This is a genomic window from Furfurilactobacillus milii, assembly GCF_021654115.1.
GTDB lineage: Bacteria > Bacillota > Bacilli > Lactobacillales > Lactobacillaceae > Furfurilactobacillus > Furfurilactobacillus milii.
This window is the reverse complement of sequence record NZ_JAIWJF010000008.1, coordinates 24637-46681: the sequence shown is the minus strand read 5'-3', so window position 1 is coordinate 46681 and position 22045 is coordinate 24637. Positions and strand designations below refer to the sequence as shown.

The 22045-nt window shown below is 44.0% G+C and carries 24 protein-coding genes and 1 tRNA gene; 6 read left to right on the top strand and 19 right to left on the bottom strand.

The window, feature by feature from the left end; translation table 11 throughout:
- Positions 1 to 40 precede the first annotated feature (40 nt).
- From LDK34_RS10050 to folB, 7 genes are all read right to left on the bottom strand, one after another.
- Positions 41 to 1588, bottom strand: coding sequence for a UDP-N-acetylmuramoyl-L-alanyl-D-glutamate--2,6-diaminopimelate ligase (locus LDK34_RS10050; protein ID WP_178942678.1), 1548 nt, complete (start codon positions 1586 to 1588; stop codon positions 41 to 43).
- Between the two features lie 150 nt (positions 1589 to 1738).
- Positions 1739 to 2899, bottom strand: a complete 1161-nt coding sequence (gene folP, locus LDK34_RS10045) for a dihydropteroate synthase (protein WP_178942679.1) — start codon at positions 2897 to 2899, stop codon at positions 1739 to 1741.
- Between the two features lie 14 nt (positions 2900 to 2913).
- The gene (locus tag LDK34_RS10040; protein ID WP_178942680.1) at positions 2914 to 3507 is read right to left on the bottom strand and encodes a non-canonical purine NTP pyrophosphatase; all 594 of its coding nucleotides are present in this window, start codon (positions 3505 to 3507) and stop codon (positions 2914 to 2916) included.
- A complete protein-coding gene (locus LDK34_RS10035) occupies positions 3500 to 4837 on the bottom strand; it encodes a bifunctional folylpolyglutamate synthase/dihydrofolate synthase (protein ID WP_178942681.1) in 1338 nt (445 codons plus the stop codon). Before LDK34_RS10035 ends, LDK34_RS10040 begins: the two co-directional genes overlap by 8 nt.
- Positions 4818 to 5399: a GTP cyclohydrolase I FolE gene (folE, locus tag LDK34_RS10030; protein ID WP_161001484.1), complete on the bottom strand. Its 582-nt coding sequence runs from the start codon at positions 5397 to 5399 to the stop codon at positions 4818 to 4820. Before folE ends, LDK34_RS10035 begins: the two co-directional genes overlap by 20 nt.
- Before the next feature lie 91 nt (positions 5400 to 5490).
- The gene (folK, locus tag LDK34_RS10025; protein ID WP_225439175.1) at positions 5491 to 5964 is read right to left on the bottom strand and encodes a 2-amino-4-hydroxy-6-hydroxymethyldihydropteridine diphosphokinase; all 474 of its coding nucleotides are present in this window, start codon (positions 5962 to 5964) and stop codon (positions 5491 to 5493) included.
- Positions 5965 to 5966: 2 nt separating this feature from the next.
- On the bottom strand, positions 5967 to 6332 hold the full coding sequence (gene folB, locus LDK34_RS10020; RefSeq protein WP_017261636.1) for a dihydroneopterin aldolase: 366 nt from the start codon (positions 6330 to 6332) through the stop codon (positions 5967 to 5969).
- Positions 6333 to 7774: 1442 nt separating this feature from the next.
- On the opposite strand from folB, the gene LDK34_RS10015 reads away from it, so the two are divergent.
- Both LDK34_RS10015 and LDK34_RS10010 read left to right on the top strand, forming a co-directional pair.
- A complete protein-coding gene (locus tag LDK34_RS10015; protein ID WP_178942683.1) occupies positions 7775 to 7990 on the top strand; it encodes a hypothetical protein in 216 nt (71 codons plus the stop codon).
- A complete protein-coding gene (locus LDK34_RS10010; protein ID WP_236941809.1) occupies positions 7977 to 8672 on the top strand; it encodes a CPBP family intramembrane glutamic endopeptidase in 696 nt (231 codons plus the stop codon). Before LDK34_RS10015 ends, LDK34_RS10010 begins: the two co-directional genes overlap by 14 nt.
- 79 nt (positions 8673 to 8751) lie before the next feature.
- Here the strand turns inward: LDK34_RS10010 and LDK34_RS10005 are convergent, their stop codons facing one another.
- The 11 genes from LDK34_RS10005 to LDK34_RS09955 form a co-directional block, all read right to left on the bottom strand.
- Positions 8752 to 9048, bottom strand: a complete 297-nt coding sequence (locus LDK34_RS10005) for a PspC domain-containing protein (RefSeq protein WP_161003350.1) — start codon at positions 9046 to 9048, stop codon at positions 8752 to 8754.
- Between the two features lie 42 nt (positions 9049 to 9090).
- Positions 9091 to 10011 (bottom strand): DUF4097 family beta strand repeat-containing protein, encoded by a 921-nt coding sequence (locus LDK34_RS10000; protein ID WP_178942685.1) that lies wholly within the window; start codon positions 10009 to 10011, stop codon positions 9091 to 9093.
- A gap of 2 nt (positions 10012 to 10013) precedes the next feature.
- On the bottom strand, positions 10014 to 10649 hold the full coding sequence (locus LDK34_RS09995; protein ID WP_178942686.1) for a DUF1700 domain-containing protein: 636 nt from the start codon (positions 10647 to 10649) through the stop codon (positions 10014 to 10016).
- Positions 10639 to 10989, bottom strand: coding sequence for a PadR family transcriptional regulator (locus tag LDK34_RS09990; protein ID WP_017261629.1), 351 nt, complete (start codon positions 10987 to 10989; stop codon positions 10639 to 10641). Before LDK34_RS09990 ends, LDK34_RS09995 begins: the two co-directional genes overlap by 11 nt.
- 465 nt (positions 10990 to 11454) lie before the next feature.
- Complete coding sequence (locus tag LDK34_RS09985) at positions 11455 to 11628, bottom strand: hypothetical protein (protein WP_178942687.1); 174 nt, start codon at positions 11626 to 11628, stop codon at positions 11455 to 11457.
- A 39-nt stretch (positions 11629 to 11667) separates the two neighbouring features.
- Positions 11668 to 12378 (bottom strand): type II toxin-antitoxin system death-on-curing family toxin, encoded by a 711-nt coding sequence (locus tag LDK34_RS09980; protein ID WP_178942688.1) that lies wholly within the window; start codon positions 12376 to 12378, stop codon positions 11668 to 11670.
- Positions 12379 to 12921: 543 nt separating this feature from the next.
- Positions 12922 to 13668 (bottom strand): potassium channel family protein, encoded by a 747-nt coding sequence (locus LDK34_RS09975; RefSeq protein WP_178942689.1) that lies wholly within the window; start codon positions 13666 to 13668, stop codon positions 12922 to 12924.
- Between the two features lie 89 nt (positions 13669 to 13757).
- A tRNA-Leu gene (locus LDK34_RS09970) sits at positions 13758 to 13841 on the bottom strand.
- Positions 13842 to 13959: 118 nt separating this feature from the next.
- Positions 13960 to 15549, bottom strand: coding sequence for an N-acetylmuramoyl-L-alanine amidase family protein (locus tag LDK34_RS09965; protein WP_178942690.1), 1590 nt, complete (start codon positions 15547 to 15549; stop codon positions 13960 to 13962).
- Between the two features lie 33 nt (positions 15550 to 15582).
- Positions 15583 to 16194, bottom strand: coding sequence for a hypothetical protein (locus LDK34_RS09960; RefSeq protein WP_178942691.1), 612 nt, complete (start codon positions 16192 to 16194; stop codon positions 15583 to 15585).
- 5 nt (positions 16195 to 16199) lie between these two features.
- A complete protein-coding gene (locus LDK34_RS09955) occupies positions 16200 to 17024 on the bottom strand; it encodes a Cof-type HAD-IIB family hydrolase (protein WP_236941808.1) in 825 nt (274 codons plus the stop codon).
- A 237-nt stretch (positions 17025 to 17261) separates the two neighbouring features.
- Between LDK34_RS09955 and LDK34_RS09950 the strand changes: the two genes are divergently transcribed.
- The 3 genes from LDK34_RS09950 to LDK34_RS09940 all read left to right on the top strand — a co-directional run bounded on the left by LDK34_RS09950 (position 17262) and on the right by LDK34_RS09940 (position 19522).
- Positions 17262 to 18224, top strand: coding sequence for an NAD(P)-dependent oxidoreductase (locus LDK34_RS09950; protein WP_178942693.1), 963 nt, complete (start codon positions 17262 to 17264; stop codon positions 18222 to 18224).
- Between the two features lie 130 nt (positions 18225 to 18354).
- Positions 18355 to 18744, top strand: coding sequence for a large-conductance mechanosensitive channel protein MscL (gene mscL, locus LDK34_RS09945; protein ID WP_017261624.1), 390 nt, complete (start codon positions 18355 to 18357; stop codon positions 18742 to 18744).
- A gap of 142 nt (positions 18745 to 18886) precedes the next feature.
- Positions 18887 to 19522, top strand: coding sequence for a deoxynucleoside kinase (locus LDK34_RS09940; RefSeq protein WP_017261623.1), 636 nt, complete (start codon positions 18887 to 18889; stop codon positions 19520 to 19522).
- A gap of 69 nt (positions 19523 to 19591) precedes the next feature.
- Here the strand turns inward: LDK34_RS09940 and pepV are convergent, their stop codons facing one another.
- Entirely contained in the window at positions 19592 to 21007 is a 1416-nt protein-coding gene (pepV, locus tag LDK34_RS09935; protein ID WP_236941807.1) for a dipeptidase PepV, read from the bottom strand.
- Between the two features lie 145 nt (positions 21008 to 21152).
- Between pepV and LDK34_RS09930 the strand changes: the two genes are divergently transcribed.
- Positions 21153 to 21995 (top strand): NAD(P)H-hydrate dehydratase, encoded by an 843-nt coding sequence (locus LDK34_RS09930; RefSeq protein WP_178943473.1) that lies wholly within the window; start codon positions 21153 to 21155, stop codon positions 21993 to 21995.
- Positions 21996 to 22045 lie beyond the last annotated feature (50 nt).

The following is a 22045-nucleotide window of genomic DNA, read 5'->3' as shown; positions in this document are numbered from 1 at the left end:
CCCAAGCTTTAGCAATACTAATCTTACAAATGAGATAATATTACGCTTCAATATCCGCAATCACTTGTTTGGCAACAGCCATGTCAGTCGGGTATGGTGTGTCTACCCCGCGAATCTTTTGATAAGGATCCTCACCCTTTGCTGCCAACACAACGACATCATCAGCATGACTATCACTAATAGCTTCACGGATGGCGGTTGGTCGATCAATCTGAACGTGAACATCAACCCGGTTGTGATCAATATGTTCATCAATCTGTTGGGCAATGTCAGCGGGATTTTCAAAACCAGGATCATCAGCAGTTAAGTAAGCCACGTCGGCCTCTTCGTTCAACGCTTTACCAAACCCTTCTCGTCGCGAAATCCCCTTATCACCAGGACTACCAACCACCACAATGATCCGGCTATCAGCATACTGCTTCCGTAAGAACGACAGCAAAGCTTTGACGGAGGCGTAGTTGTGGGCATAATCAACGAACACCATCCCGTGATTCTTGGTGGCAACTGATTCAAACCGACCGGGTACCGTGATATCCGGCAATGTTTGCTGGGCTTCGGTAGCTGTCGCTCCGGCTAGACCAGCGGCAATGATTGATGCCACCGCGTTATTTTCATTGTAATCGCCAGGCAATGCCAATTGATACTCGCCATCCAAATTCAGTTTGGCTGGCGCTAGATCTGTATGCGACACCGTAAATTTAGCATCTTTCAGGGTATCTTCATTGCTGTGATAGCGGAAGTCGATTGGCACATCAATACTTGGCTTGTAGCCATCACGAGCATACATATAGATATCCTCAGGTTCTGTCGTCGCCTTAGCCGCCATATAAATATCTTCTAAGTGATCCGTTTCTGCATTAATAATGCACTGGCGAGAATTGACTAAGAGCTGTAATTTACAGTGCAAATAGTCAGCAAACGTTGGGTGCTCGTTGCGCCCGATATGATCTGGCGTGATGTTTAAAAAAATTCCAACATCATACGTCAAGCCATACACACGGTTCTTCTTGTACGCCTGTGAAGACACTTCCATGACCAGCGTCGTCATGCCAGAATCAACGGCTTCACGCATATCATGGAATAAATTGAGTGATTCAGGTGTCGTAAGATCAGACTTAAATTCTTGCTCTGGTTTTGGTCCTAAAATCCGGTCAATGGTTGAAAATAATGCGGTATGTTTATTCGTCGTCTGTTGCAGAATGCCTCGCGTAAAGTAAGCAGAGGTTGTTTTCCCCTTCGTCCCAGTGAAGGCCACAATAAATAGATCATCTTGTGGGTAGCCAAAAAAAGCAGCGCTCAACAGTGACATTGCTTTTTGAATATCCGCCACGATAAAGCCAGTGGCCTTGCACTCTTTAGCCGCAACTTCTGAGACATAGGCCGTAACACCGGCATCAACCGCCGTAGTCAAATACTCCGGCTTGAAGTTACCTTTACAGAAGAATAAGCCATTCGGCTTTGCCGTTCGTGAGTCGTATGTGACATCGGTCACTACTAACTGATCATTGGCATTTATCACGTTGGTCAACAAATGGTGCTCACGTAAAATCGTCAAAATTTCTGATGCTGATAATTGTAATTTCGCCATGCGTTCCCAAACTTCCCTTTATCTTTCTTGAATATCCAGTATACACCAGAACTATCAACCAACGCCGCCATTTTTCTTAACAACTAAAGCTTTGACTAAACCTTAAGTATTCTTTTTTAGTTAGTTACGACATTGGTGTCAGAAAAAAAGTTACTGGTGCATTTCTGTTCTGTCTGGGAACCAGTAACTGCCCTCAATCGTGTCCAGTAACGTAACTAACTGTTTAGTTTCTTCGATATCGTGAACCCGCAAAATACGGCCACCATGCAAATACATATAGGCCTCGGCAATCAACGTTACGGATAAGCGATCTTCCTTTGCCAAACCGAACAGTTTATGACCAAAACCCTTTCGCGAAATGGCAATCATGATCGGTCGTTCAAACGGCAAAAACTGGTTGATATTGCGCATCATGGTGAAATCCTGGTAGCCATCAGCCACTTTGGCGTACCCAATTCCTTCATCCAGAGCAATCCGCTGCTCATCAATGCCAGCGTGTTTCAGCGCATTCAAATTCGTTTTAAAGAAATCTGTCATTGCCGTCGTTAAATTATCGTATTCGCGGGCACGACTTTCATGCATCGTTAACAGACCAACATTACTCAAGGCGAGTAGCGGCAGTTTGTCAGGATTATCAGTAAAGGCGTTAACGTCATTAATGATATCAACCCCCTCGTCCAATACTGCCTTCATCACCGGTAACTTATAAGTGTCAACCGCGATTCCCAAATCAGGATATTGCGACTTAATGGCCTTAATATAAGGCATAACCCGTTGAATTTCAGTTTCTGGCGTAATCTCCGTAAAGTGTGGTCGCGTCGTCTGACCACCAATTTCAACCACGGGCACACCTGCTTGGGCAAACTCACCCGCCCGTTTCAACACGGAATCCATATCATGGTAGCGGCCACCATCGTAAAATGAATCGGGACTGACGTTTAAAATTCCGTAGATCAGTGGTTTGGCGGTCACATTAAAATCAAAACGCCCTGCCTGCCAATGAATTTCACGTTGCTGCCGAATCGTGCCAACGCCTTTTGCCAGCACATTATTATCAAACTGACGACTTAATTGCTGTTCCAAAACTGGCAAAGCGGCCTCATTAACCAATGTTCGCACAGTATTACCAGCCACTGTGACCACGGCGTCAAGATTGCCCATCAAGTTGACCAGTCTGGTTCGATCATCCGCATTATCGAGTTCAAACATCAATGCCAGCTGGCGCTGATGTTTGATGGCATCTAGCAAAGCAGCCTCGGCCAGACCATTAGTTTGACTGAGGTCGTCAGCGGTTATTTCTGTAACTTTCATGTCGTATCCTCCCACTATCGCAACTGTGTCAATAATTTAGGGACCGCAATGCCCCTTGGCGTAAACGGAATGCGCGCCTGATTCGGCAGTTGAGCCAGCGTTAGTCCTGTTTTAGAATCCCACATAATCCGATCAAAGCCGACACTGTACTGGCCAACTGGCACAAACGGAATCTGGAACCGGCGCTGCCCTGTCGCCGTGAGCCACTGACCATCGTGACTAAATACTGTCAGTGTTGTCGTCAACGTCGCATGGCGATTCGTTTGTGTGCCCAATAAACGTAGAATGTAACGATTCATGGCCGCATCATCATGCGCATGAGCGGACAGTTCGCGCATCGTTGTCACCCCAAAGTGGTCTGGCAATGCGTCGACAAACAGACCACTGTCATCGGCCACGACGGTCGCTTCTGGCAAGCGTTGTTGAATAAACGTCGCCTTACCTTCGGCATTGTTTTTGAAATCAGCGGTTCCTTCTTTGGGAAATTGTAATCGACCAAGATAAGTCCAGTAAGGGCGAATCGTCTGACCAAAAAAGGCAAACGTCCGTGCCAACTCGGCAAATTTTTGTCGATTGTTAGTTGCTGCGACAAATAGTGGATTAGTCATTTAAACCAGCCTCCCGCAACGCCCGGATAAGGTAAAAGCTCCCCGTCACAATCACTGGTGGTTCAACGCTACGCTTGCGCAAACAAGCTAAAGCATCACGCGCAGTTGCCGTTGAAAACACCGCTACGTCATTTAACTGTAGTTTGGCCAATGTATCACCCACCATCTCATTTAATGCATCAATCGGTAGTGCTCGCTGATGCTGATCTGGAACCGTTAATACAACTTGCTTGGCCAACGGCAGCAATTCTGCCAACATCCCCGCCACGTTTTTATCCGCTAAAAAGCCAAGTACAAACGTAAACCGACGTGTTGGCGCCACCTGTTTTAACAACCGAACCAGCGATTGAATCCCATCTGGATTATGAGCACCATCGACCAGCAATCGGGGATGTTTATCGGTCGCTGCTAACGTCGTCAGTCGTCCAGGCAAAGCTGCCTGATTAAAGCCCGTTCGCACGGCATCTTCATCAATGCGGCTGTCATGTTCGGCGACTTGTTTTAGCACCGTCAGTGCAGTGGCCGCATTAGCTAATTGATGCTGTCCAGCCAAATTAAGATGAACGTGATGCCAAATGGCCTTGCTGGACCAGTGAACATCCACCGTCGTTCCGTCCAAGCCAAATTGAGGATTGTCAAACCATGTCTGTTTACCGGCTAGCATCACTGGCACATGAACACGCGCCGATGTTTGTTCAATAACCCGTTTTGCATCATCATTTTGACCGGGCGCAATCACTACCGTCGTGTTCGGTTTGATAATGCCCGCCTTATTTCGTGCAATCTTTGCAATCGTGTCGCCTAAGATACGGGTATGGTCCAACGCAACGTGTGTAAACACACTGAATCGTGGGGATGTAATCGCATTAGTAGCGTCCATCAAGCCACCGAGTCCAGCTTCGATAATCATCCAGTCCACGTGTTGTTCAGCAAACCACGTCAACGCAATGACAACTTCCCACTCAAAAATGGTTAGTGGTGAATCGTCCGGCACAATCTTTTTAACGGTCGGCAACAGTGTCTGGTACAAACGGACAAAGTCCTCCTTGCCAATCATCTGACCGTTAATCACAATTTGCTCACGCTGATCAGAGATAGCAGGGCTCATAAACACACCGACTTTATGACCAGCAGCAATCAATGTATCGGCCATCAAAGTAACGGTAGATCCTTTGCCGTTTGTGCCAACCACATGAATAATCGGCGCTTGCGCATCGGGTTGTCCGACCGCCGCTAATACTTGGCGCAATAACGGCACACGATCCTCGTCGCCCGCAAGCATTGCTTGATTCATTTCATTAATTAATGTCTCATACGTTAATGTTGCCATGTTCGGCCCTCATTAAAAATTCCTGGCGTAATGCATTATTTGTTTTAAACTCACCCAAATATGTCGCTGTCTGCGTAACAGACCCCGTCTTGTTAACACCGCGCATTTCCATGCACATGTGTCGCGCAGCAACGCTCACGGCCACTCCAGCCGGCTTCAAAATTTTTTCTAGTTCAGCAGCTACCTGGTTCGTAATGTTTTCTTGTACTGTTGGACGGCGGCTGACGTAATCAACGAGCCGAGGAATCTTGCTAAGACCGATAATAGTCCCGTTTGTGGGTACATAGGCAACACTGACACGACCGAAAAATGGTAGTAAATGATGCTCACACATCGAATAAAACGGAATTTGACCGACGACAACCATGTCGGCGTTATCCTCTTCATGAAATAGCTTGTAATCCTTAAATGTCGGTTGTTCCAGCGAAGAAAACATCTCGGCGTACGCACGCGCCACCCGTGCCGGCGTTTCGACAAGACCAGCCCGGTCTGGATCTTCCCCTACTGCAGTTAAAATTTGGCGAACAGCGCCTTCAATTGTGGCTTGTTGTTCATCTGTCATTAGTGCATGTCTCCTTTAAAACAATTTCTAAATAACAAACTTATGTAAGATTGTTAGCCTAATGACTAACAATGCTGATAATTCAAAGATGTTACGATAATTTGTTGATTTGTTGATGATCATCCGTTTCAGCTAACCAATCGCTGACCTGTCGCTGAATTGCGCGATCATCCCCACTAATTTCTAAAATGGGTTCGAGCACAAACCGCCGATTTGGTGCTTCAGGATGTGGCACTGTGAGCGTTGTCGTATTGATGTGTTCATCACCATAAAAGATGATATCTAAGTCCATTGTGCGTGGTCCCCAATGGATGAAACGATGACGGTGCTGCGCTTGTTCGATTTGATGAATCAATGTCAGCAAAGATTCTGCCGACCGTTTGGTATCAATGGCAACCGCGGTATTCAGGAAGTTGTCTTGAACTACGCCACCAACGGGTTCAGTGATATAAAAATGTGCCGTTTTCATTGAGACAGTCGCGTGATCCGCGCGCAATTGCGCTAACGCATACAATAAGTGTTTGCGTCGGTTACCAACGTTTGATCCCAAACTTAAATAAGCCATGGTCACTGCGCATCACCACCAGCCACTTCAATTTCAACGTTATCAAAAATTCCGGCAATTGGGACCGAATATTTGCGCACGCGGAGTGTAACGCCGGTAGCTTCGGGATACTTTTCCTGAAGCATCGTCAACGTGTTGTTAGCCAACGATTCAATTAAGTCGTAGGAATGATTCGAAACAAACGACTCGATATCGTCATAGACATGTCCGTAATGAATGGTCGTTGTTAGGTCATCGTCATGCACTTTTGTCTCAATTGGATAGTTCAGCTCAACGTCCATTTCCAGCCGTTGACCAAGTTTCTTTTCTTCCGGAAAAACGCCATTATACGTATGAAATTGCATATTATTAATACGAATTTTACCCATTAAATTAGTCACGTCCTTAATTAATACGTGGTCCAATATATAATCATGAACCAACGATCGTCTGTGTGAATATCAAGTCTCATCTTATCACATGCACCATCTTAGTGTGGTGCAGTTTGTTTTATCACCGTTAGGTCGCCATTGTTTGTTTAACAAGTTAGCAATCGAGCCCCACAAAAGTGACATCATTCGGTCTCAATTTTATCGCTATTTTGCGTGTGCTTTTCTAAATGGATATATACTATAACCATCAGAAGGAACAAGGCTTTCACAGAGGATCCGCGGTCATGTCGGAAACTTTAATTCCGATCGTCAACGGCGATGTTTCACATCACAATCGTTGATACCGCCATCCTGAGCGGAAGTTAGCGCAGATCAACAGTGCCTCGTGTTGAACGATCTTGGTTGGTCGCAGTCCTGGAACGTGCTCGTTGTCTAAATCAAACGGTTAATCCGATTGTTGTCCCTATCCCTGCTGTGATGGTCAAGGGTTTCAAACGTCACGTGAATCGGCGCACGGTTCATGTCGTTGACAACCATCGTGCTGAAAGGCCACTACTAATGAGCCATGGTGAAGGTCGCTGAGGCTCTCACGATGTTAAAACACGTTCGTTCATCAGCAGGCGGCAAAACCACTTGCTGATCAGGATTTGTCCTTCCGTGCCGCCACAGCGAAAGTTGTGGCGGCTTTTTTGTGAGAGTGTGAACGTCCCTGATTGCAAGCCGAGCAATAACATAAATTGGCTGTTGTGAGGGCGCTCTTTGCCCTTACAGCAGGCAATTTGGGTTATGCGCAGGCTTGTGGGGGGCGTAAACACGTTTATGACAGTCCCCTAGGAGCGGGCTGGAACGTGTTATCGCTATGTAGAGTGGGAAAGCGTCAGCACATCTGGAAGATAAAAGCTAAAACATTACCAAGTAATCAAACGCGTAATCTGGCAATTCAGTACCTCTCCCTCATAATCTACCTGATTCCACAGGCACATTAATCGCCCTTCTTCTCCAAATTAGATTACACTAACCTCAAGAAGGAACACCAAGTGATGAAAGCCGGTTGAGTCGTTTGACAAAAGATCGACCACCACATGGCGGACCCGTTCTAAACCGAGCTGGCGCAACGGTTCATGTCCTGCTTAGGTAGGATGCAGGCCAATGCAATGGGTTGGCAAAGTAGCGGGCAGTATCCTTCACATCGTACTCGGCGGACAGTCTAGCACTCATTAGGCTACCCGCTTTTTTAAGCTTACATATTTTTTCTGATTAAAATTGATAGTTAGAACGATTTAACATACATGGCCAACATAGTCAGCTGGAGGGCGGCAACATTTAAACAAAACCGTGAAAGTGCTGTTAAACTGGCGAACTATGTCTTAGTCATGCTTCCATGATGTTCAAATCACCACTGTGATACAATTGGACCATCTTAATTCGAGGAGTTTGCTATGCAAAGAATTCTGTCCAGCAGCATTATCATACTTGCCGTTGTCATCTTCGGCGGCGTTGTGTGGCTCACTGAAGCCCAACACCTAACCGGCGTCACCCTTTTCGCCTTGTGGATTGGTGCGTTCATCTTAACAACCGTGTTGGTGACCCTCATCAAGGTCTGGCAACTACGTTTACAGCAAACAAAAGATGGAGGTCCCAATGACAAACGATAATCGACCGTTTTTATTTTCGTGGTTGCCGCGCGTTTTGGAAGTGGCATCACTTTGGATTATGGTTCAACTGCCACCTACCATCTTGACCTTTGCCAGTAAAACAACGTTTGCCAACGCTAGCGGGTACATTCTCCTCGCTGCTTTCTGGGGGTCCTTCCTAATCTGCATTTGGATCGCCTATCGTCGCTTTCGCCATTGGTCTGGTGAACAGTTGTTTCATGATTTTAAACTACGAGACATTGGTATTGCTATCTTGGCCTATCTGGCCATTATCTTTAGTGAAGCTGTATTAATGCAGCTTCAACAGGTGCTGTACCACACGCAATCGACTGAAAACAATCAGGCCATCAGTTCCATTATGAAAACAAGTCCGGTGGCCATGGTTGGCTTCGGCGTAGCAGCCGTATTGCTAACACCTTTTTTAGAGGAACTCGTCTTTCGCGGTGTCATTACCAACATTTTTTTCAAACGAAATAACCTGTGGGCTAAAGTGTTATTATCTGGCGTGTTATTCTCCAGTGGCCACATTTCCGGCAATCCAATCAGTTTCCTGCTCTACTTTATGATGGGCGCCATTTTAGCGTTTACGTACCAAAAAACGCACAAACAATTTAATTCCATCATGGTTCATTTCATGATTAACGCAGTTGCGATTACGCAACTCCTCAGCATGATGCATTAGATTCAGATTACTAAAAGAGACCGCTAACACCTGACAATTCGTCAAGCGCTAACGGCCTTTTTTATACGATGACAATTAATTATTGATCATCGTGTTTCTGTTTACTTTCTGGATCTGTGAACTCACCATCGAATGAATTACGATGATCGTCCTCTGTTCGTTCGTAAGATGCATCCGCTGAGAAATGATGCCCCTCAGCGTCGGGCATAACCAGCGCAGCAATCGCATACGCAACAATCCCAGGGCCAAACGAAACGGCAATCAGAATCCCACCAATCACCCGTGTCAAGGCGATGTCCCAGCCAAAGTACTCCGCAATACCACCAAAGACCCCCGCCAGAACCTTATCGTTAGATTTCGTTAATTTCTTTTTCATCGTTACTCATCCTCCCCGTTATTCGTTTGATTATCGTTAATTTCATTGTACGGAATTTTCACCGTCATTGGTAGTTAAGTGCATAATGTCTGGCACCGTTTCATTTTGTTGCAACGTGCCGCCATTCTCATTATGTTGCTCAAACAACTTATTCTCATCGTCGCCATGAAGAATGTAACCCTTATTCCGATCAGCGTTAACAATCTCATTATCGCCGTCATCATTGGTTACGTTAACGGCACCAGTAAACCCACCATTTGTCATGTTGAACATACCACCAGTCAACTGAATGGAACCTTGGTTCAATTGAACATCTCGTAGACTAACCGCACCGTCATCAGTTTTAATGGATGGTGTGTTTAGTGTCATCCCCGTCACATAAAGATTCCCGTCATGACTATTAACTTTCAGTGGCTGTGTGACTGTCATATGCTCCAACATCACGTCATCATGGGCGCTGATACTGACTGTGTCTGCTGAAACATCAGTAATCCGAATGGCGCCTTGTCGTTCTTTAATACTAATATTGTTGAGCTTAGTCCCCCGTGGAACTGTTACAACAACGGTCCGATCGGGGTGTTTAGACTCATAGAATGTTCCAAAACCAAACGTACCTTCGGGATTGTCACCAAAACTCCAGCCGGTCATCGAATTGTCTGCACGTTTTTGTTCGATAACCAGTTTGTGCCCCACCGATCTAACTGTTGGCATGGCCTTTTTAGTACTGCTAACTTGGACACGAGCGGTGTCGCCTTCCTTGATACGAATCTGATCGCTTTTCAAGTCGACGCTTATCGCGTCAAAATCCTTCACTTTCTTGCTGACTGTTTGCGTCGTTCTTAGTTCTGGTCGTCCATGATGATTAAACGTAACGTCTTTAAAACTGTGAGTAAAAGCACCGGCAGCAACCATGATCAAACCAACGATGAGCACTGCGATGCCAATTTTTAAAGTTCTCTTCATGATTAATGATCTCCTTTCGGCTGTTGACGCCGGTTTGAAAATTTACGGTACAAGAAGCGAATAAAGTTTGCAGAAATCTGGATCAGGAAACGAATGATGTAATAGCATAATGGGATCAAAATCAGGATGACACCAACACCAGTCAGACCAACTCCCAAATAGGCAATGCCGACAAAGAAGTTTGTAAAGACCATGTAGGCGCCGGTGTACAGTGAGACGCCAGCGACCGCAATAGCACCACCAACCAAGGCCACTGCTACAACAATCCCAGACCCAATGAGTGCAACCATGACGACGACTACGGTGAACAGCACAGCAACGATCGCAATGGCCGCTGGAATGGTCACTGGCGTTGACAGAATCGCCAAAATAATCATCCATACCATGTTGGCATTGGAACGTGGTGTGCGTCGCTCACCCTTTTGTTCAGCTGTCTCATTTTCCTTAATAGAGTAGTCGGCGAGGACTTTGCGAGCCAGTTGTTTTGGTGTCCCCAATTTACTAACGATGGCATCCCCCGATGTCAAGTTAGCGTCCTCCACATATTCGGTATAAAAATCCATTACATCTGAACGCTCGCTGTCACTTAGCCCGTGCAAGCGTCGTTGTAGTTCTTTTAAGTAGGCGTCAGTTGTCATCAGTTGTCCCCTCCGTTTTGTTTTGCATATGCGCTGGTGGATTAAAAATGCCATCTAGACTGTCTTTATAGGCATCCCACTCATGTAGAATCTCTTTTAACCGTTTCTTGCCGGTTGTCGTGATTTTATAGTACCGTCGATTGCGGCCTTGAAATGGTTGATCATACGTTGTCAACCACGCTTCCTTTTTTAACCGACGGAGCACTGGATACATGGTCGATTCAGAAACTGTGATTGATGATTGGATGTGTTGAGTTAATGCGTAACCGTATAGATCTTCTCGATCAAGCAACGCAAGCACCATCCCATCTAGCAACTCTGTACTGACTTGAATGCTCATGAGCCTGGCCTCCTAACTGAAGCGTTGTGTGCTTTAAACATTTTTGGTCTCCTACTTTGTTTGTGACTATATTATATGTCGTATAATATAAAAGTCAACACAATATGCTTAAAAATAAAATTCCTGATGAATGCTCTCCCCATCGTATTGATTTCTGCCTCTCTAAGAGAGGTAGTGAATATTTAGTATTAGCATCTTCAGACACATTATGTATCAAGCCGCGCCGAGTACCTTAATTACTTACTAGTCACGGCGATCAATAGCTGTCACGATACATTTAAAGAACACAATTCCATGAAACCTGTTAACCATTCGAAAGCTAGCAAAAGTTATCAGACTGGATTCTGGAGTTTTTCCACATGCCGAGATTTCGATTTTAATGTTTTCATAGCGAAAAAATAAGCCTAACCTCTGATCCTGAGGCTATGGCTTATGCTTTTTATATGAAAATTTTTGGTTTGTAGACTAAACTTTTGCTAGCTTTTTCAAAGCTTTTTTTAGATTTTTGTCATTTTTAATATTGTTAAGGGCACCACTACGCAAGCTTTCCACAATGGATGAACTGTCTTGGGCTATTTTTCCTTTCAAAACATCTAATTCAATTTTATCTAATTTAAATTTATTTTCTTGTTCAGCCATATAATCGCCCCTTTCACAATCACAGATACTACGACGTTTTTAGAACAAAAGCAACTTATTGTCCCTTACTGTGGGTGCAGGCCAATTTTTAGCGCCAACAGAATTGCGCATTAGCTCGACATCCAATACAGCATTATGACGAATATATTGTTGCAAGCTTTCCACCGACATACTTCCGTTGGCAAGATTAAGCGAGACATTATATAGTTCTGAAACATTTTGGATTTTAAAATAAACCAAATTTATATTCAAAAAATATCGAGCTGCTAGCAAAGCAGTTCTCTTATTTCCATTACTAAAAAGCTGTTTTGTAGCAATACTATACCAAAGATGTGCTGCTTTATCCACTAATGTAGGATGATATTCACGCCCGAAAGCTGCTTGATTAGTTAATGCTAACACGGACTCTAAGCCGGCTTTGTCCTTTAGTCCGTAAAAGCGTTCCCTATTAATCAATAATTCTGATTGAACATTTAATACTTTCATTTGTTCAATATCTAGGTTAATTTGTGGCATACGTAACACCAGAAAAGCTTCTGAAATGTGATCCTCCGAGTCAACAACGCTCAGTGTATCCATTTCCTTACTAACCTTTTCTAAAGTAATTGTCACGTTGGGCAAGTCTCCATTTTTCTTAATTACTGACCGCTTAAAAAGATAATCATATTCCTGTAATCGTGCTAGCCTTGCTGTCTCGTCAGCCTCATCCATCACTGACATAATTAACGTTCCAACTGGCTGTGTGCCCATTTATCAGTCCCCATTTTCTAGGATTATTTTGCTTGTAGTCGTTTCTGTTACTTTAGCTATTTGTAAAAAATCGGTGCGAATCTCAACCCGCTTTACCCTAATCGTCAAACATTTGTTTCACACCAACTAATTTTAAACTACCAAACTCGGAATATAACCTATTTCTCTACGATTGACAAAATAAAATGTGCTCAGAGAAACAACAGTCGTCCAAAATGTTACCCGACACCGCCATGCAATGTACTAGCTAATTCATCGCATACCGCAATATGTATATGAAAAAAATGGTTTAACATCAACGAATATAAAAGTAAAAAATAATAAATTTACTTCAAAATATCAATCGGCGATAATGCAACTTTTCTCTTAACCATGGAAAGTTCAAACCTTATATTCAATAGGCATAGTGTCATTAAATTCGAAATAAAGGAGCACAAAGTAAGACAAAATCAAAAGCATTCGAAAAAAATTGCATTTAAATTCTTAGATAATCCTTACAAAAGGAAAGATGAACGCAACGTTGTCACGCAATTCCCGTTAATTTCAACGTTTAATAAATGCGTTTAATTCGTCGATTTGATGTTGCATAATCTGATTTTCCTTATGTAATTGTTTAAGTTCCACTAGTAATTGCGCATTCGAAACTTCATTTTTATGCCGTGTATTTTTAGTGAAATAAGTCGTCAACGTGCTGGTCAGCATGCCAACAAAACCGACTCCAATCAGCATTAATGTGATTGCCACAATTTTGCCAATGACAGTATGCGGGGAAATATCACCGTATCCTACTGTTGTAGCGGTCGTAATCGCCCACCATAACGCATTGCCAAAGGAAATCTTTTCAACAGTGGCATACACCGAAGCAGCAACAAGCAAAATTGCAATACTGGCATAAAGCAAATAAATGAATCCATTTGTTTGCAAGAAATTCCTAAGCTTATCCTGCAGTTTGCCAATAATACCAGCCATTCGAAATATCCGTAATAAACGAAGTATCTTAAAAATACGGGCAAAACGAAACAGATTAAACACAGCATTAACGGGAATAATCGCAAGTAAATCCATTACATGCGTTTTGAAATACTGCTGCTTAGATGTTGCACTGAAAAGGCCAACGATATAATCGGCAACAAAAATACACCAAATGGCGGCATCAACAATCGAATATGGTGCCAAAGATAAATTAATTTCGCCAGTAAGATCGAAGAGCGTTAGCACCACAGAGATAACCGCCAAAATAATGATGAATAGCTGATAAAATTGACTAAAAATTCTGCTTTTAGATTTCATAACACACTGCTTTCTGCATAAAAAGACCGTTTCTGTATGCCAATAAATTAGCACATAGAAACGGTCTTCTTATAACTGATGTTTTCTTATGCCCCTGGCTGGATTCGAACCAGTACTCACCAAGGTGAACAGCGACCTGAACGCTGCGCGTCTGCCAATTCCGCCACAGGGGCATGTTAAAGGCTATTCGCCCTCAACAAGATACTAGTTTACACGACCTCCACTCTGACGGCAAGCGCTTTTTATGCAAAACCACATTTAGGAGAACAAAATGCTGTGTAAAAATTCTAACTAAGCATAGGCCTGTCCAGAACTTGTTATATTCCAACCGGATACATTACCGTTAGTTGCCATAACGCCATTATCGTACATATAATACCAAGCGCCACCGATCCATTGCCAACCCGTAACCATGAGACCGCTGTAATTCATGTAATACCACTCATTATTGATTCGTTGCCAACCTGTGGTCATTACACCGTTGCTGGACATATAGTACCAGCTATCGTTGATCCAACACCAATTCGTAATCATAAGACCACTGTAATTCATGTAATACCACTCATTATTGATTCGTTGCCAGCCTGTGGCCATTACGCCGTTACTATACATATAGTACCAGGCACCGTTAATCCACTGCCAACCAGTGGCCATTACGCCGTTGTTATACATGTAATACCAGGCACCGTTAATCCACTGCCAACCAGTGGCCATTACACCATTACTATACATGTAATACCAAGCACCGTTGATCCATTGCCACCCGGTAGCCATTACGCCATTGCTATACATATAGTACCAGGCACCGTTAATCCACTGCCAGCCCGTTGCCATTACACCGCTGTTATACATATAATACCAGGCGCCGTTAATCCACTGCCAACCAGTGGCCATTACACCGTTGTCATACATGTAGTACCAAACACCATTGATCCATTGCCAGCCTGTAACCATTACACCTGAGCCATTAAAATAATACCAAGCACCATTGATCCATTGCCAACCGTACGCTGTAGCACCATTTTGAAGCACGTATTTCCACTGATTATTGTTATTCGACCAACCCGTTGCAGGCTCAGCAGGCCACTTTGGCTCACTAACCGTCGTCATGCTAGGTATTTGTTCAACACTCTGCGTCATCAACCAAGACGGATAGTACCATTCACTCTTTGGCCCGCTTGTTAATGAAGATGTGTAGTTTGCATAATCATTAATTGCATTTATTTGTGTTTGTGTAAACTGACTACTAATTTTGGAAATCACTAACGATTGTACAAGAAAAATCGAATTCGCATTCGTTGTAACAGCAACGCTTGAAGCATCGACATACGGATTCAATAAATTTTTTCTGTGACCAAAATCATTTTGTTTGTCAGTCGTAATCCCAACATTGTTGGAATCATCATACAAAGAAAAAAGCAAAGTTCGTGCAACTTGCTCATTCGATAAACCATCGCTCACATTAGTCAGCTGAGCAATGTTAGAAGCCGCCATTAAATAACCAGCAGATCCTATTTCCTGCGCGTCTGTGGGATATTGCCCATTTATTTTAGACGCGCTTGTATTAATGTGACTAATACCTGCGCCAGATGAATCATATTGAACCTGCCTGTTTACTTCGGCCACTGTGTACTCAGACAAACTTAGGCCGTTTATTCGACGAGTATCATTCTGGCCGTCCAAGTTAGTTAAATTCACTTCTCCGTTCGCCTGTCTCAATAAATTCACGTCTCTGAAGAAATCTGACTTAATTTCTGAGATGTCTTCTGGACTAAAGCTACGCGATGCATAAACTCGTTGAGGGTTACCCACAACTATCAGTAAAGATGCCAAAAACAATGAAAGAATTACCTTAACCACCAAATTTAACCTTTTGCTCAACTTCATTTTTCTCCCTTCATGATTAACACAAATCTAATAAAAACGCTCGTCCGTATACGCTTCAAACAGCGCCTGCATATTCACGCAGACGCCTGCACCAATGCGGATATAATTAATCTCATCCAACTTCATGTCCAACTGCCAGGCGTCACTTAAATCCCACGGGTTCAAATAATTAAGGGCCAATGTGTCACCAACAAAATCACCTAAGAAACCAGTGAAATCCGCGTCCTCTGCCGTCTCATCATCAATTTGACGTAACGTTCCAAGGTTAATGATCCACTTGTGGTTAAGTACAGTTTGCAACGCCGAGGCCAGTAAATGATCGGGATTTAGTGTCAATGTATCTGTCCACTGTGCAATCCGCCACGGGTCTTCACGATGTTGAGCGATGGCCGTTTGTTGCCAAACTTCCGTGCTCCGCAAATAATCGGAACGTAACAGAATCTTAGTAATAAATGCCTTCTGAATGATTTGTATGCCGTTTACAGCACCGTTAGGATCAATTACCCGCAAACACACTGAAGTCGCATCTTGAGCCACCACGTAACCGACAGAGAAGGTTTCTTCATCTATAAAATTATAAATCGCAATTAATAAACCACGGTCTTGGGCCGTGGCCAGTTGTGTCTCAATATCCGTCATTCACATTATCCCTTCAGTACATACTCATTGACCAATTCAGCAATCGCGCCGTCATCGTTAGTGGCCTTAGTTTGTGCATCAGCCTGTTTGGCAACTTCTGGAACAGCATTGGCCACCGCGACGCCAACACCAGCCGCCTTGATCATCGGCAAGTCATTAAAGTTGTCGCCGACAGCCATCGTATCTTCATGATCTACACCCAGTAAATCAGCTAGTTGCAACAAGGCACGGCCCTTGTTCACACCCTTCTTGTTGAACTCAATGTAGCGACCAGACGAAAAGGTCACATCCACGCCATCATCATAAGTGGCCATAACGTGATCTGCCAGTTCGTGCTGACGCTTAACATCCGGTGTTTCGAAAATCACCTTCATAATTGGGCGATTTTTCAAAAAGTTGATGTCTGGCTGTTCTAATTTGGTAAACGGAACTTGGCGTGACGCCATATAAGCAGCATCCGTTGGTGTTTGGTGATAAATATAGAGCTGATCCAATAAGTAAACATGACAACTGACGTGATCAAACGTCCGTCCGGCATCAAATACGCCCTTTGCTAAGTTAAAGGGAATACCATTTGTTGCAATCACACGGTCATGTGCATTTTCCAAAATAGCGGCCCCATTATAAGAAATTTTATATTGGTGCGGCTGTTGTGCTAGTCCGAGATCAACTAAATTATCCTCGAAGGATTCATAACCGCGACCTGAATTTGGTACAAAATAGACGCCCGCCTTAGTGGCAGCTTTGATGGCGTTAATGTTTTTCTGATTTAATGAACCATCCGTATCCAATAATGTTTCATCCAAATCACTCGCAATAATTTTAATCACAGTCTGTCTCCCATCAGATAGGTCATCACTTTAATACGCCAAGTCTGCCCATCGCTCTTCTTAAGCGCACACCCATTCGCTACTGTCATGAGATAAAATGAGAGTTAGCAACGAGTATTACTTCTGTCACTACCATACCGAAAAAAAGGCGGTTTGACAATCATGTAAACGATTTCCAAACGGTGTAAGATGAAGTTGGTATGATTCACTATATTTGTATAGAAGGAAGTCTATGACATGGCAAACGTTTATTTATCAGCTCAATTTCCTGACAAGACTCAACAAATGTTGACCGAGGCTGGTTTAACCGTTAACAGTTATGACGGCAAAGGACTTGTTGATCGGGAAACACTAGCAAAGAACCTCGAGACGGCAGATTATTTAATTACCTCATTGTCTACAATGGTCGATGCTGATTTAATCCAGGCAGCTCCCAAACTAAAGTTAATTGCTAACTACGGTGCCGGTTTTAACAACATCGATGTTCAGGCAGCAAAACAGCGTCATATCCCTGTCACTAATACCCCAGTTGTCTCAACTATTTCAACGGCAGAATTGACGGTTGCCCTGATTTTAAGCACCCTACGTCGCGTCGCTGAGGGTGATCGTTTGATGCGGGCAACCGGTTTCTCTGGCTGGGCACCACGCTTTTTCCTTGGTCACGAACTCAATCAAAAGATCGTTGGTATTATCGGGATGGGCGGCATTGGTCAAGCTGTCGCAACACGCTTAAACGCATTTGGCATGCACATCATATACACACAGCGTCACCCACTGGCAAATGACCAGGAACTGGCCTTAAACGCAACCTACGTGACTATGCCAGAATTGTTGAGCCAATCGGATGTCGTCACCATCCATGCACCATTGACTGACAATACGCATCACCTTATTGATGCGACTGCCATTTCGCAAATGAAGTCTAGCGCCGTTCTCATTAACGCTGCTCGTGGTCCCATCATCGACGAGGCCGCCCTACTTAAAGCATTACAACAACACCAAATTGCCGGAGCTGCCCTGGACGTCTATGAAAATGAACCTAAGGTTGCTGAGGGTTATAAAACACTGGACAATGTCACTTTGACACCACATATTGGTAACGCAACGGTTGAAGCCCGTGATGCCATGGCAACCATCGTGGCAGAAAACGTCATTGCCGTCGAACAGGGTGAGCAACCTAAGCACATCGTCAACGCTTGAGTTTACAGAATTAATTTTCTAAAATTTATTTTATCGTATGTGGCAAGGCCCCTTTTATGCACGCAAAATGTTCGCTAAAATATGAATTAGCGTTTGTTATTGCAATTTACATATACGGAGGAAGAGACACATGTGGAAAGAGTTTAAAGCATTTATCACGCGTGGAAACGTGATTGATTTAGCTGTTGGGGTCATTATCGGATCTGCTTTTACGGCAATTGTTAAATCACTGGTTAGCACCTTAATCAATCCGTTAATCGGGATTTTCATCGGTGGCATCGATTTTTCAAAAATGGCCTACACGGTTGGCTCCGCCAAGTTCAAGTACGGCAGTTTCATTAATTCAGTTATTTCCTTCTTGATCACCGCGTTTGTCGTGTTCTTATTGGTTAAGGCAATTAATAAGATCATGCCACGGAAGGAAGTTACACCGAAGGAAACCAAAACTGAACATCTACTGATGGAAATTCGTGATGAGCTTAAGGCATCAAACAATCATGACGAGGGACCACAAGCCTAAATTTTTTTATGGCGTCGAGTTCACAGCTCGGCGCTTTTTGATGGTTACAATTGACTAAGTTGTTTGCAATAGATGCAGTATGACAAGCCAAAATGTTGTACCATATGTTGTAGCGCTAAAAAACTTGAGCGAGGAGATATCCATGGTGATAATTACCGCAGGAATGATTGGGGTTGGTAAAACAACTCTTACAGGCTTAATCGCAGACCACTTACATACCAAGGCGTTCTTTGAACCCGTTGGTAACAACCCAGTGTTGCCGCTTTACTACAAGGATCCTAAACAATACGGGTTCCTATTACAGATTTTCTTTTTGAACAAACGTTTTTCAATGATCAAAAAGGCATTGGCAGATGATAACAATGTGCTGGATCGCTCCATTTATGAAGATGCCTTGTTCACCAAAGAAAATAACAAGGAAGGTAACATTTCAGACACTGAGCTCGAAGTGTACCTCAACCTTTTAGACAACATGATGAATGAACTTCAGGAATTGCCTAAAAAAGCGCCTGATTTGATGGTCTACTCAGAAACCGATTTTGAGACCATCCTGTACCGAATCAAAAAACGTGGTCGTGACTACGAACAATTCGACAATGACCCTGCCCTGCGTGACTACTACTATAAAATGTGGTCAGCTTACAAGGAATGGTATCGCGATTACGATGCCTCTCCAAAAATGAAAGTTGACTTACAAAAATACAATCTTGAAGATCCTAAAAATGTCACCGAAGTTCTTGGCGAAATCGATGAACATTTGAAGAGTATCCGCAATTAAACCAAAATACCGACCAAGAAAGATTGCAACTTTCTGGTCGGTATTTTTATTACTTATGTGAGACGCTAACTAGTCATCCGTTTGGGCGGCCAATTCAGCAATTGATTGCGCGTAAATCGCTGAAGCACGGTAGATATCATCAACCGGAATAAATTCGTTTGGCTGATGCATCGTGTCTTGAACGCCTGGGAACATCGCCCCAAACGCTACCCCACGTTTCATCAAACGGCCATAAGTACCACCACCAACAACTTCTTCTTTAGCTGGCAGGCCAGTTTGATCATGGTAAACGTTGAGCAACGTCTTTACAATGGGATCTTCGGGAGAAACGTAATGTGGTTCCATCGCGCGTCCTGCAACCGCTGTTCCATGATGCATTTCGGCACCTTTGACAACAGCAGCCGTGATTTCTTCTGCAGACGTGTTCTTTGGATAACGGAAGTTCAGGGTTACTTCACCATGATTATCCTTAAAGTTCATAATCCCAATATTCATGGACAACGCACCCATCACGTCATCAGTAATCTTAACGCCTAAATGCGCGCCAACAGTGTCGTCGTGAACATCATCTGCAATAAATTGAACGAAGTTAGCTGCCGCACCATCAAATGTTTGCATCGCTAAGAAGGCACCTAGATAAGTCCCGGCATTGATCCCGTTTTCAGGCCATGCGCCATGTGAGGCTTTCCCATCAACATGCAAATGAATACCATCGCCATCGGTGGTGACTTCACCGGTAACTGGTGCTTTATCCAAAAAGGCAGTGAAAGCAGCAACAAATGCTTCATTGTCACTGCTGGTCACAACAGCATCAGCTTCAGCAGGCACCATGTTATCACGTTCACCAGAGGCAAACGAAACTAACGTGTTCACTGTATCCGCATTTTGATTGCCATCAAAACTAGCTTTCAGCGTGATGTTCCCTTTTTCACCGTTGATAATTGGGAATTCTGCATCAGGAGAAAAACCAAGTGTTGGCGCTGGTTCAACTTCAAAGTAACGGGTCATCCCCGTCCAATCTGATTCTTCGTCTGTGCCGACAATGAAACGGATTTTACGTTTGAGTGGCAAACCTAATTCAGAAACAATCTTCAGACCATAGTAAGCGGCCATCCCAGGCCCCTTATCGTCGGACGCACCACGGGCGAACAACTTGCCGTCTTTTATGGTTGGTGTAAATGGATCAGTATCCCAACCTGTTCCAGCGGGCATTTCGTCCACGTGTGCTAAAACGGCCAATGTTTCTTTTGCATCAGGATCACCAAGTTCAACGTAACCAACAACGTTATCAATATTCTTAACGCGGAAGCCGTCACGTTTAGCAATGCCCAAGAACGTTTCCAAGCCGGCCTTAGGGCCAGGGCCTAAAGGTGCATCATCAGTGGCTTTGCTGTCATCACGAACGCTGGGCACCTCCAACATCGTTTGCAGATCCGTCATTAGATCCGCTTTTCGTTTATCAACTTCTGCTTTCCAATCAGTCATGCATCGTCTCTCCGTTTCTTCATTAAGGTTGAAACACTAGTTACAGTCTAGCATATCCACCCTCTTACGGCTCCTGTTTTAGCCCGCTGTTTTGTCAGGACATGCTATACTTTATGAAAGCGGACCAAGGAGGTTGCTTATGTCCATTCAACCAATAACAGAAACAATTTTACGTCAAACAATTCAGCCACGTCCTGAAAATAGCCATAAGGGCACATATGGCAGACTAACTTTAGTCGGCGGTAATGCTCAATTTGGCGGCGCCATCATCATGGCGACAACAGCAGGTATTTACTCCGGCGCTGGCTTAACCACAACGTTGACCGATCCTGTTAACATCACAGCGTTACACGCCCGTATGCCAGAAGCAATGGTGACCGATTTTCACGATGAGACAACCCTAACCGAATTGATCAGTAGCGCCAACAGTATCGTTGTCGGCCCTGGACTCGGTTCAGATGAAGCGGGGTTAACTGCCCTTAGACGCGTGTTTGCGACCGTTCAACCACAACAATCGCTCACAATTGACGGTTCTGCCATCGATTTAGTGGCCAAACACGATCTGCCATTGCCAAACGCTAAACTTGTGTTCACCCCTCACGAAATGGAATGGCAACGGTTATCCGGTATCACAATCAAGGATCAAACCCCAGACAATAATCAACAAGCTGTCGCAAAACTTGGTGGCATTGTTGTACTTAAAAAACATCATACCCAAGTCTACGCAGGCCACCAAATTTTTGAAAATCCTGGCGGCACACCCGCAATGGCTACCGGTGGGATGGGTGACACTCTGGCTGGTATGGTCGGTGGTTTCACCGCTCAGTTTGCGGACCAATTGAATGCCGTCCTGTCAGCCGTTTATATTCACAGCCAGATTGCTGATGACTTGGCGCACAATGCATACGTTGTTCTACCGACACAAATCAGCAAAGAAATTCCTTGGTATATGAAACAATATTCGTTACCCCAATCTACTAAAATTTAAAAATGAGCATCACTCAACCGCCAACTTTTGGCAGGTCAAAGTGATGCTCA

Excerpts from the sequence above, each read along its gene's own strand:
- LDK34_RS10000 (WP_178942685.1), bottom strand. The coding sequence starts at position 10,011 with ATGAAGAGAACTTTAAAAATTGGCATCGCAGTGCTCATCGTTGGTTTG.
- LDK34_RS10005 (WP_161003350.1), bottom strand. The coding sequence starts at position 9,048 with ATGAAAAAGAAATTAACGAAATCTAACGATAAGGTTCTGGCGGGGGTC.
- LDK34_RS09950 (WP_178942693.1), top strand. The coding sequence starts at position 17,262 with ATGGCAAACGTTTATTTATCAGCTCAATTTCCTGACAAGACTCAACAA.
- LDK34_RS09980 (WP_178942688.1), bottom strand. The coding sequence starts at position 12,378 with ATGGGCACACAGCCAGTTGGAACGTTAATTATGTCAGTGATGGATGAG.
- LDK34_RS10010 (WP_236941809.1), top strand. The coding sequence starts at position 7,977 with ATGACAAACGATAATCGACCGTTTTTATTTTCGTGGTTGCCGCGCGTT.
- folB (WP_017261636.1), bottom strand. The coding sequence starts at position 6,332 with ATGGGTAAAATTCGTATTAATAATATGCAATTTCATACGTATAATGGC.
- LDK34_RS09960 (WP_178942691.1), bottom strand. The coding sequence starts at position 16,194 with ATGACGGATATTGAGACACAACTGGCCACGGCCCAAGACCGTGGTTTA.
- LDK34_RS10015 (WP_178942683.1), top strand. The coding sequence starts at position 7,775 with ATGCAAAGAATTCTGTCCAGCAGCATTATCATACTTGCCGTTGTCATC.
- mscL (WP_017261624.1), top strand. The coding sequence starts at position 18,355 with ATGTGGAAAGAGTTTAAAGCATTTATCACGCGTGGAAACGTGATTGAT.
- pepV (WP_236941807.1), bottom strand. The coding sequence starts at position 21,007 with ATGACTGATTGGAAAGCAGAAGTTGATAAACGAAAAGCGGATCTAATG.
- folP (WP_178942679.1), bottom strand. The coding sequence starts at position 2,899 with ATGAAAGTTACAGAAATAACCGCTGACGACCTCAGTCAAACTAATGGT.
- folK (WP_225439175.1), bottom strand. The coding sequence starts at position 5,964 with ATGGCTTATTTAAGTTTGGGATCAAACGTTGGTAACCGACGCAAACAC.
- LDK34_RS09990 (WP_017261629.1), bottom strand. The coding sequence starts at position 10,989 with ATGAGCATTCAAGTCAGTACAGAGTTGCTAGATGGGATGGTGCTTGCG.
- LDK34_RS10035 (WP_178942681.1), bottom strand. The coding sequence starts at position 4,837 with ATGGCAACATTAACGTATGAGACATTAATTAATGAAATGAATCAAGCA.
- LDK34_RS09940 (WP_017261623.1), top strand. The coding sequence starts at position 18,887 with ATGGTGATAATTACCGCAGGAATGATTGGGGTTGGTAAAACAACTCTT.
- LDK34_RS10050 (WP_178942678.1), bottom strand. The coding sequence starts at position 1,588 with ATGGCGAAATTACAATTATCAGCATCAGAAATTTTGACGATTTTACGT.
- folE (WP_161001484.1), bottom strand. The coding sequence starts at position 5,399 with ATGACAGATGAACAACAAGCCACAATTGAAGGCGCTGTTCGCCAAATT.
- LDK34_RS09975 (WP_178942689.1), bottom strand. The coding sequence starts at position 13,668 with ATGAAATCTAAAAGCAGAATTTTTAGTCAATTTTATCAGCTATTCATC.
- LDK34_RS09985 (WP_178942687.1), bottom strand. The coding sequence starts at position 11,628 with ATGGCTGAACAAGAAAATAAATTTAAATTAGATAAAATTGAATTAGAT.
- LDK34_RS09995 (WP_178942686.1), bottom strand. The coding sequence starts at position 10,649 with ATGACAACTGACGCCTACTTAAAAGAACTACAACGACGCTTGCACGGG.
- LDK34_RS10040 (WP_178942680.1), bottom strand. The coding sequence starts at position 3,507 with ATGACTAATCCACTATTTGTCGCAGCAACTAACAATCGACAAAAATTT.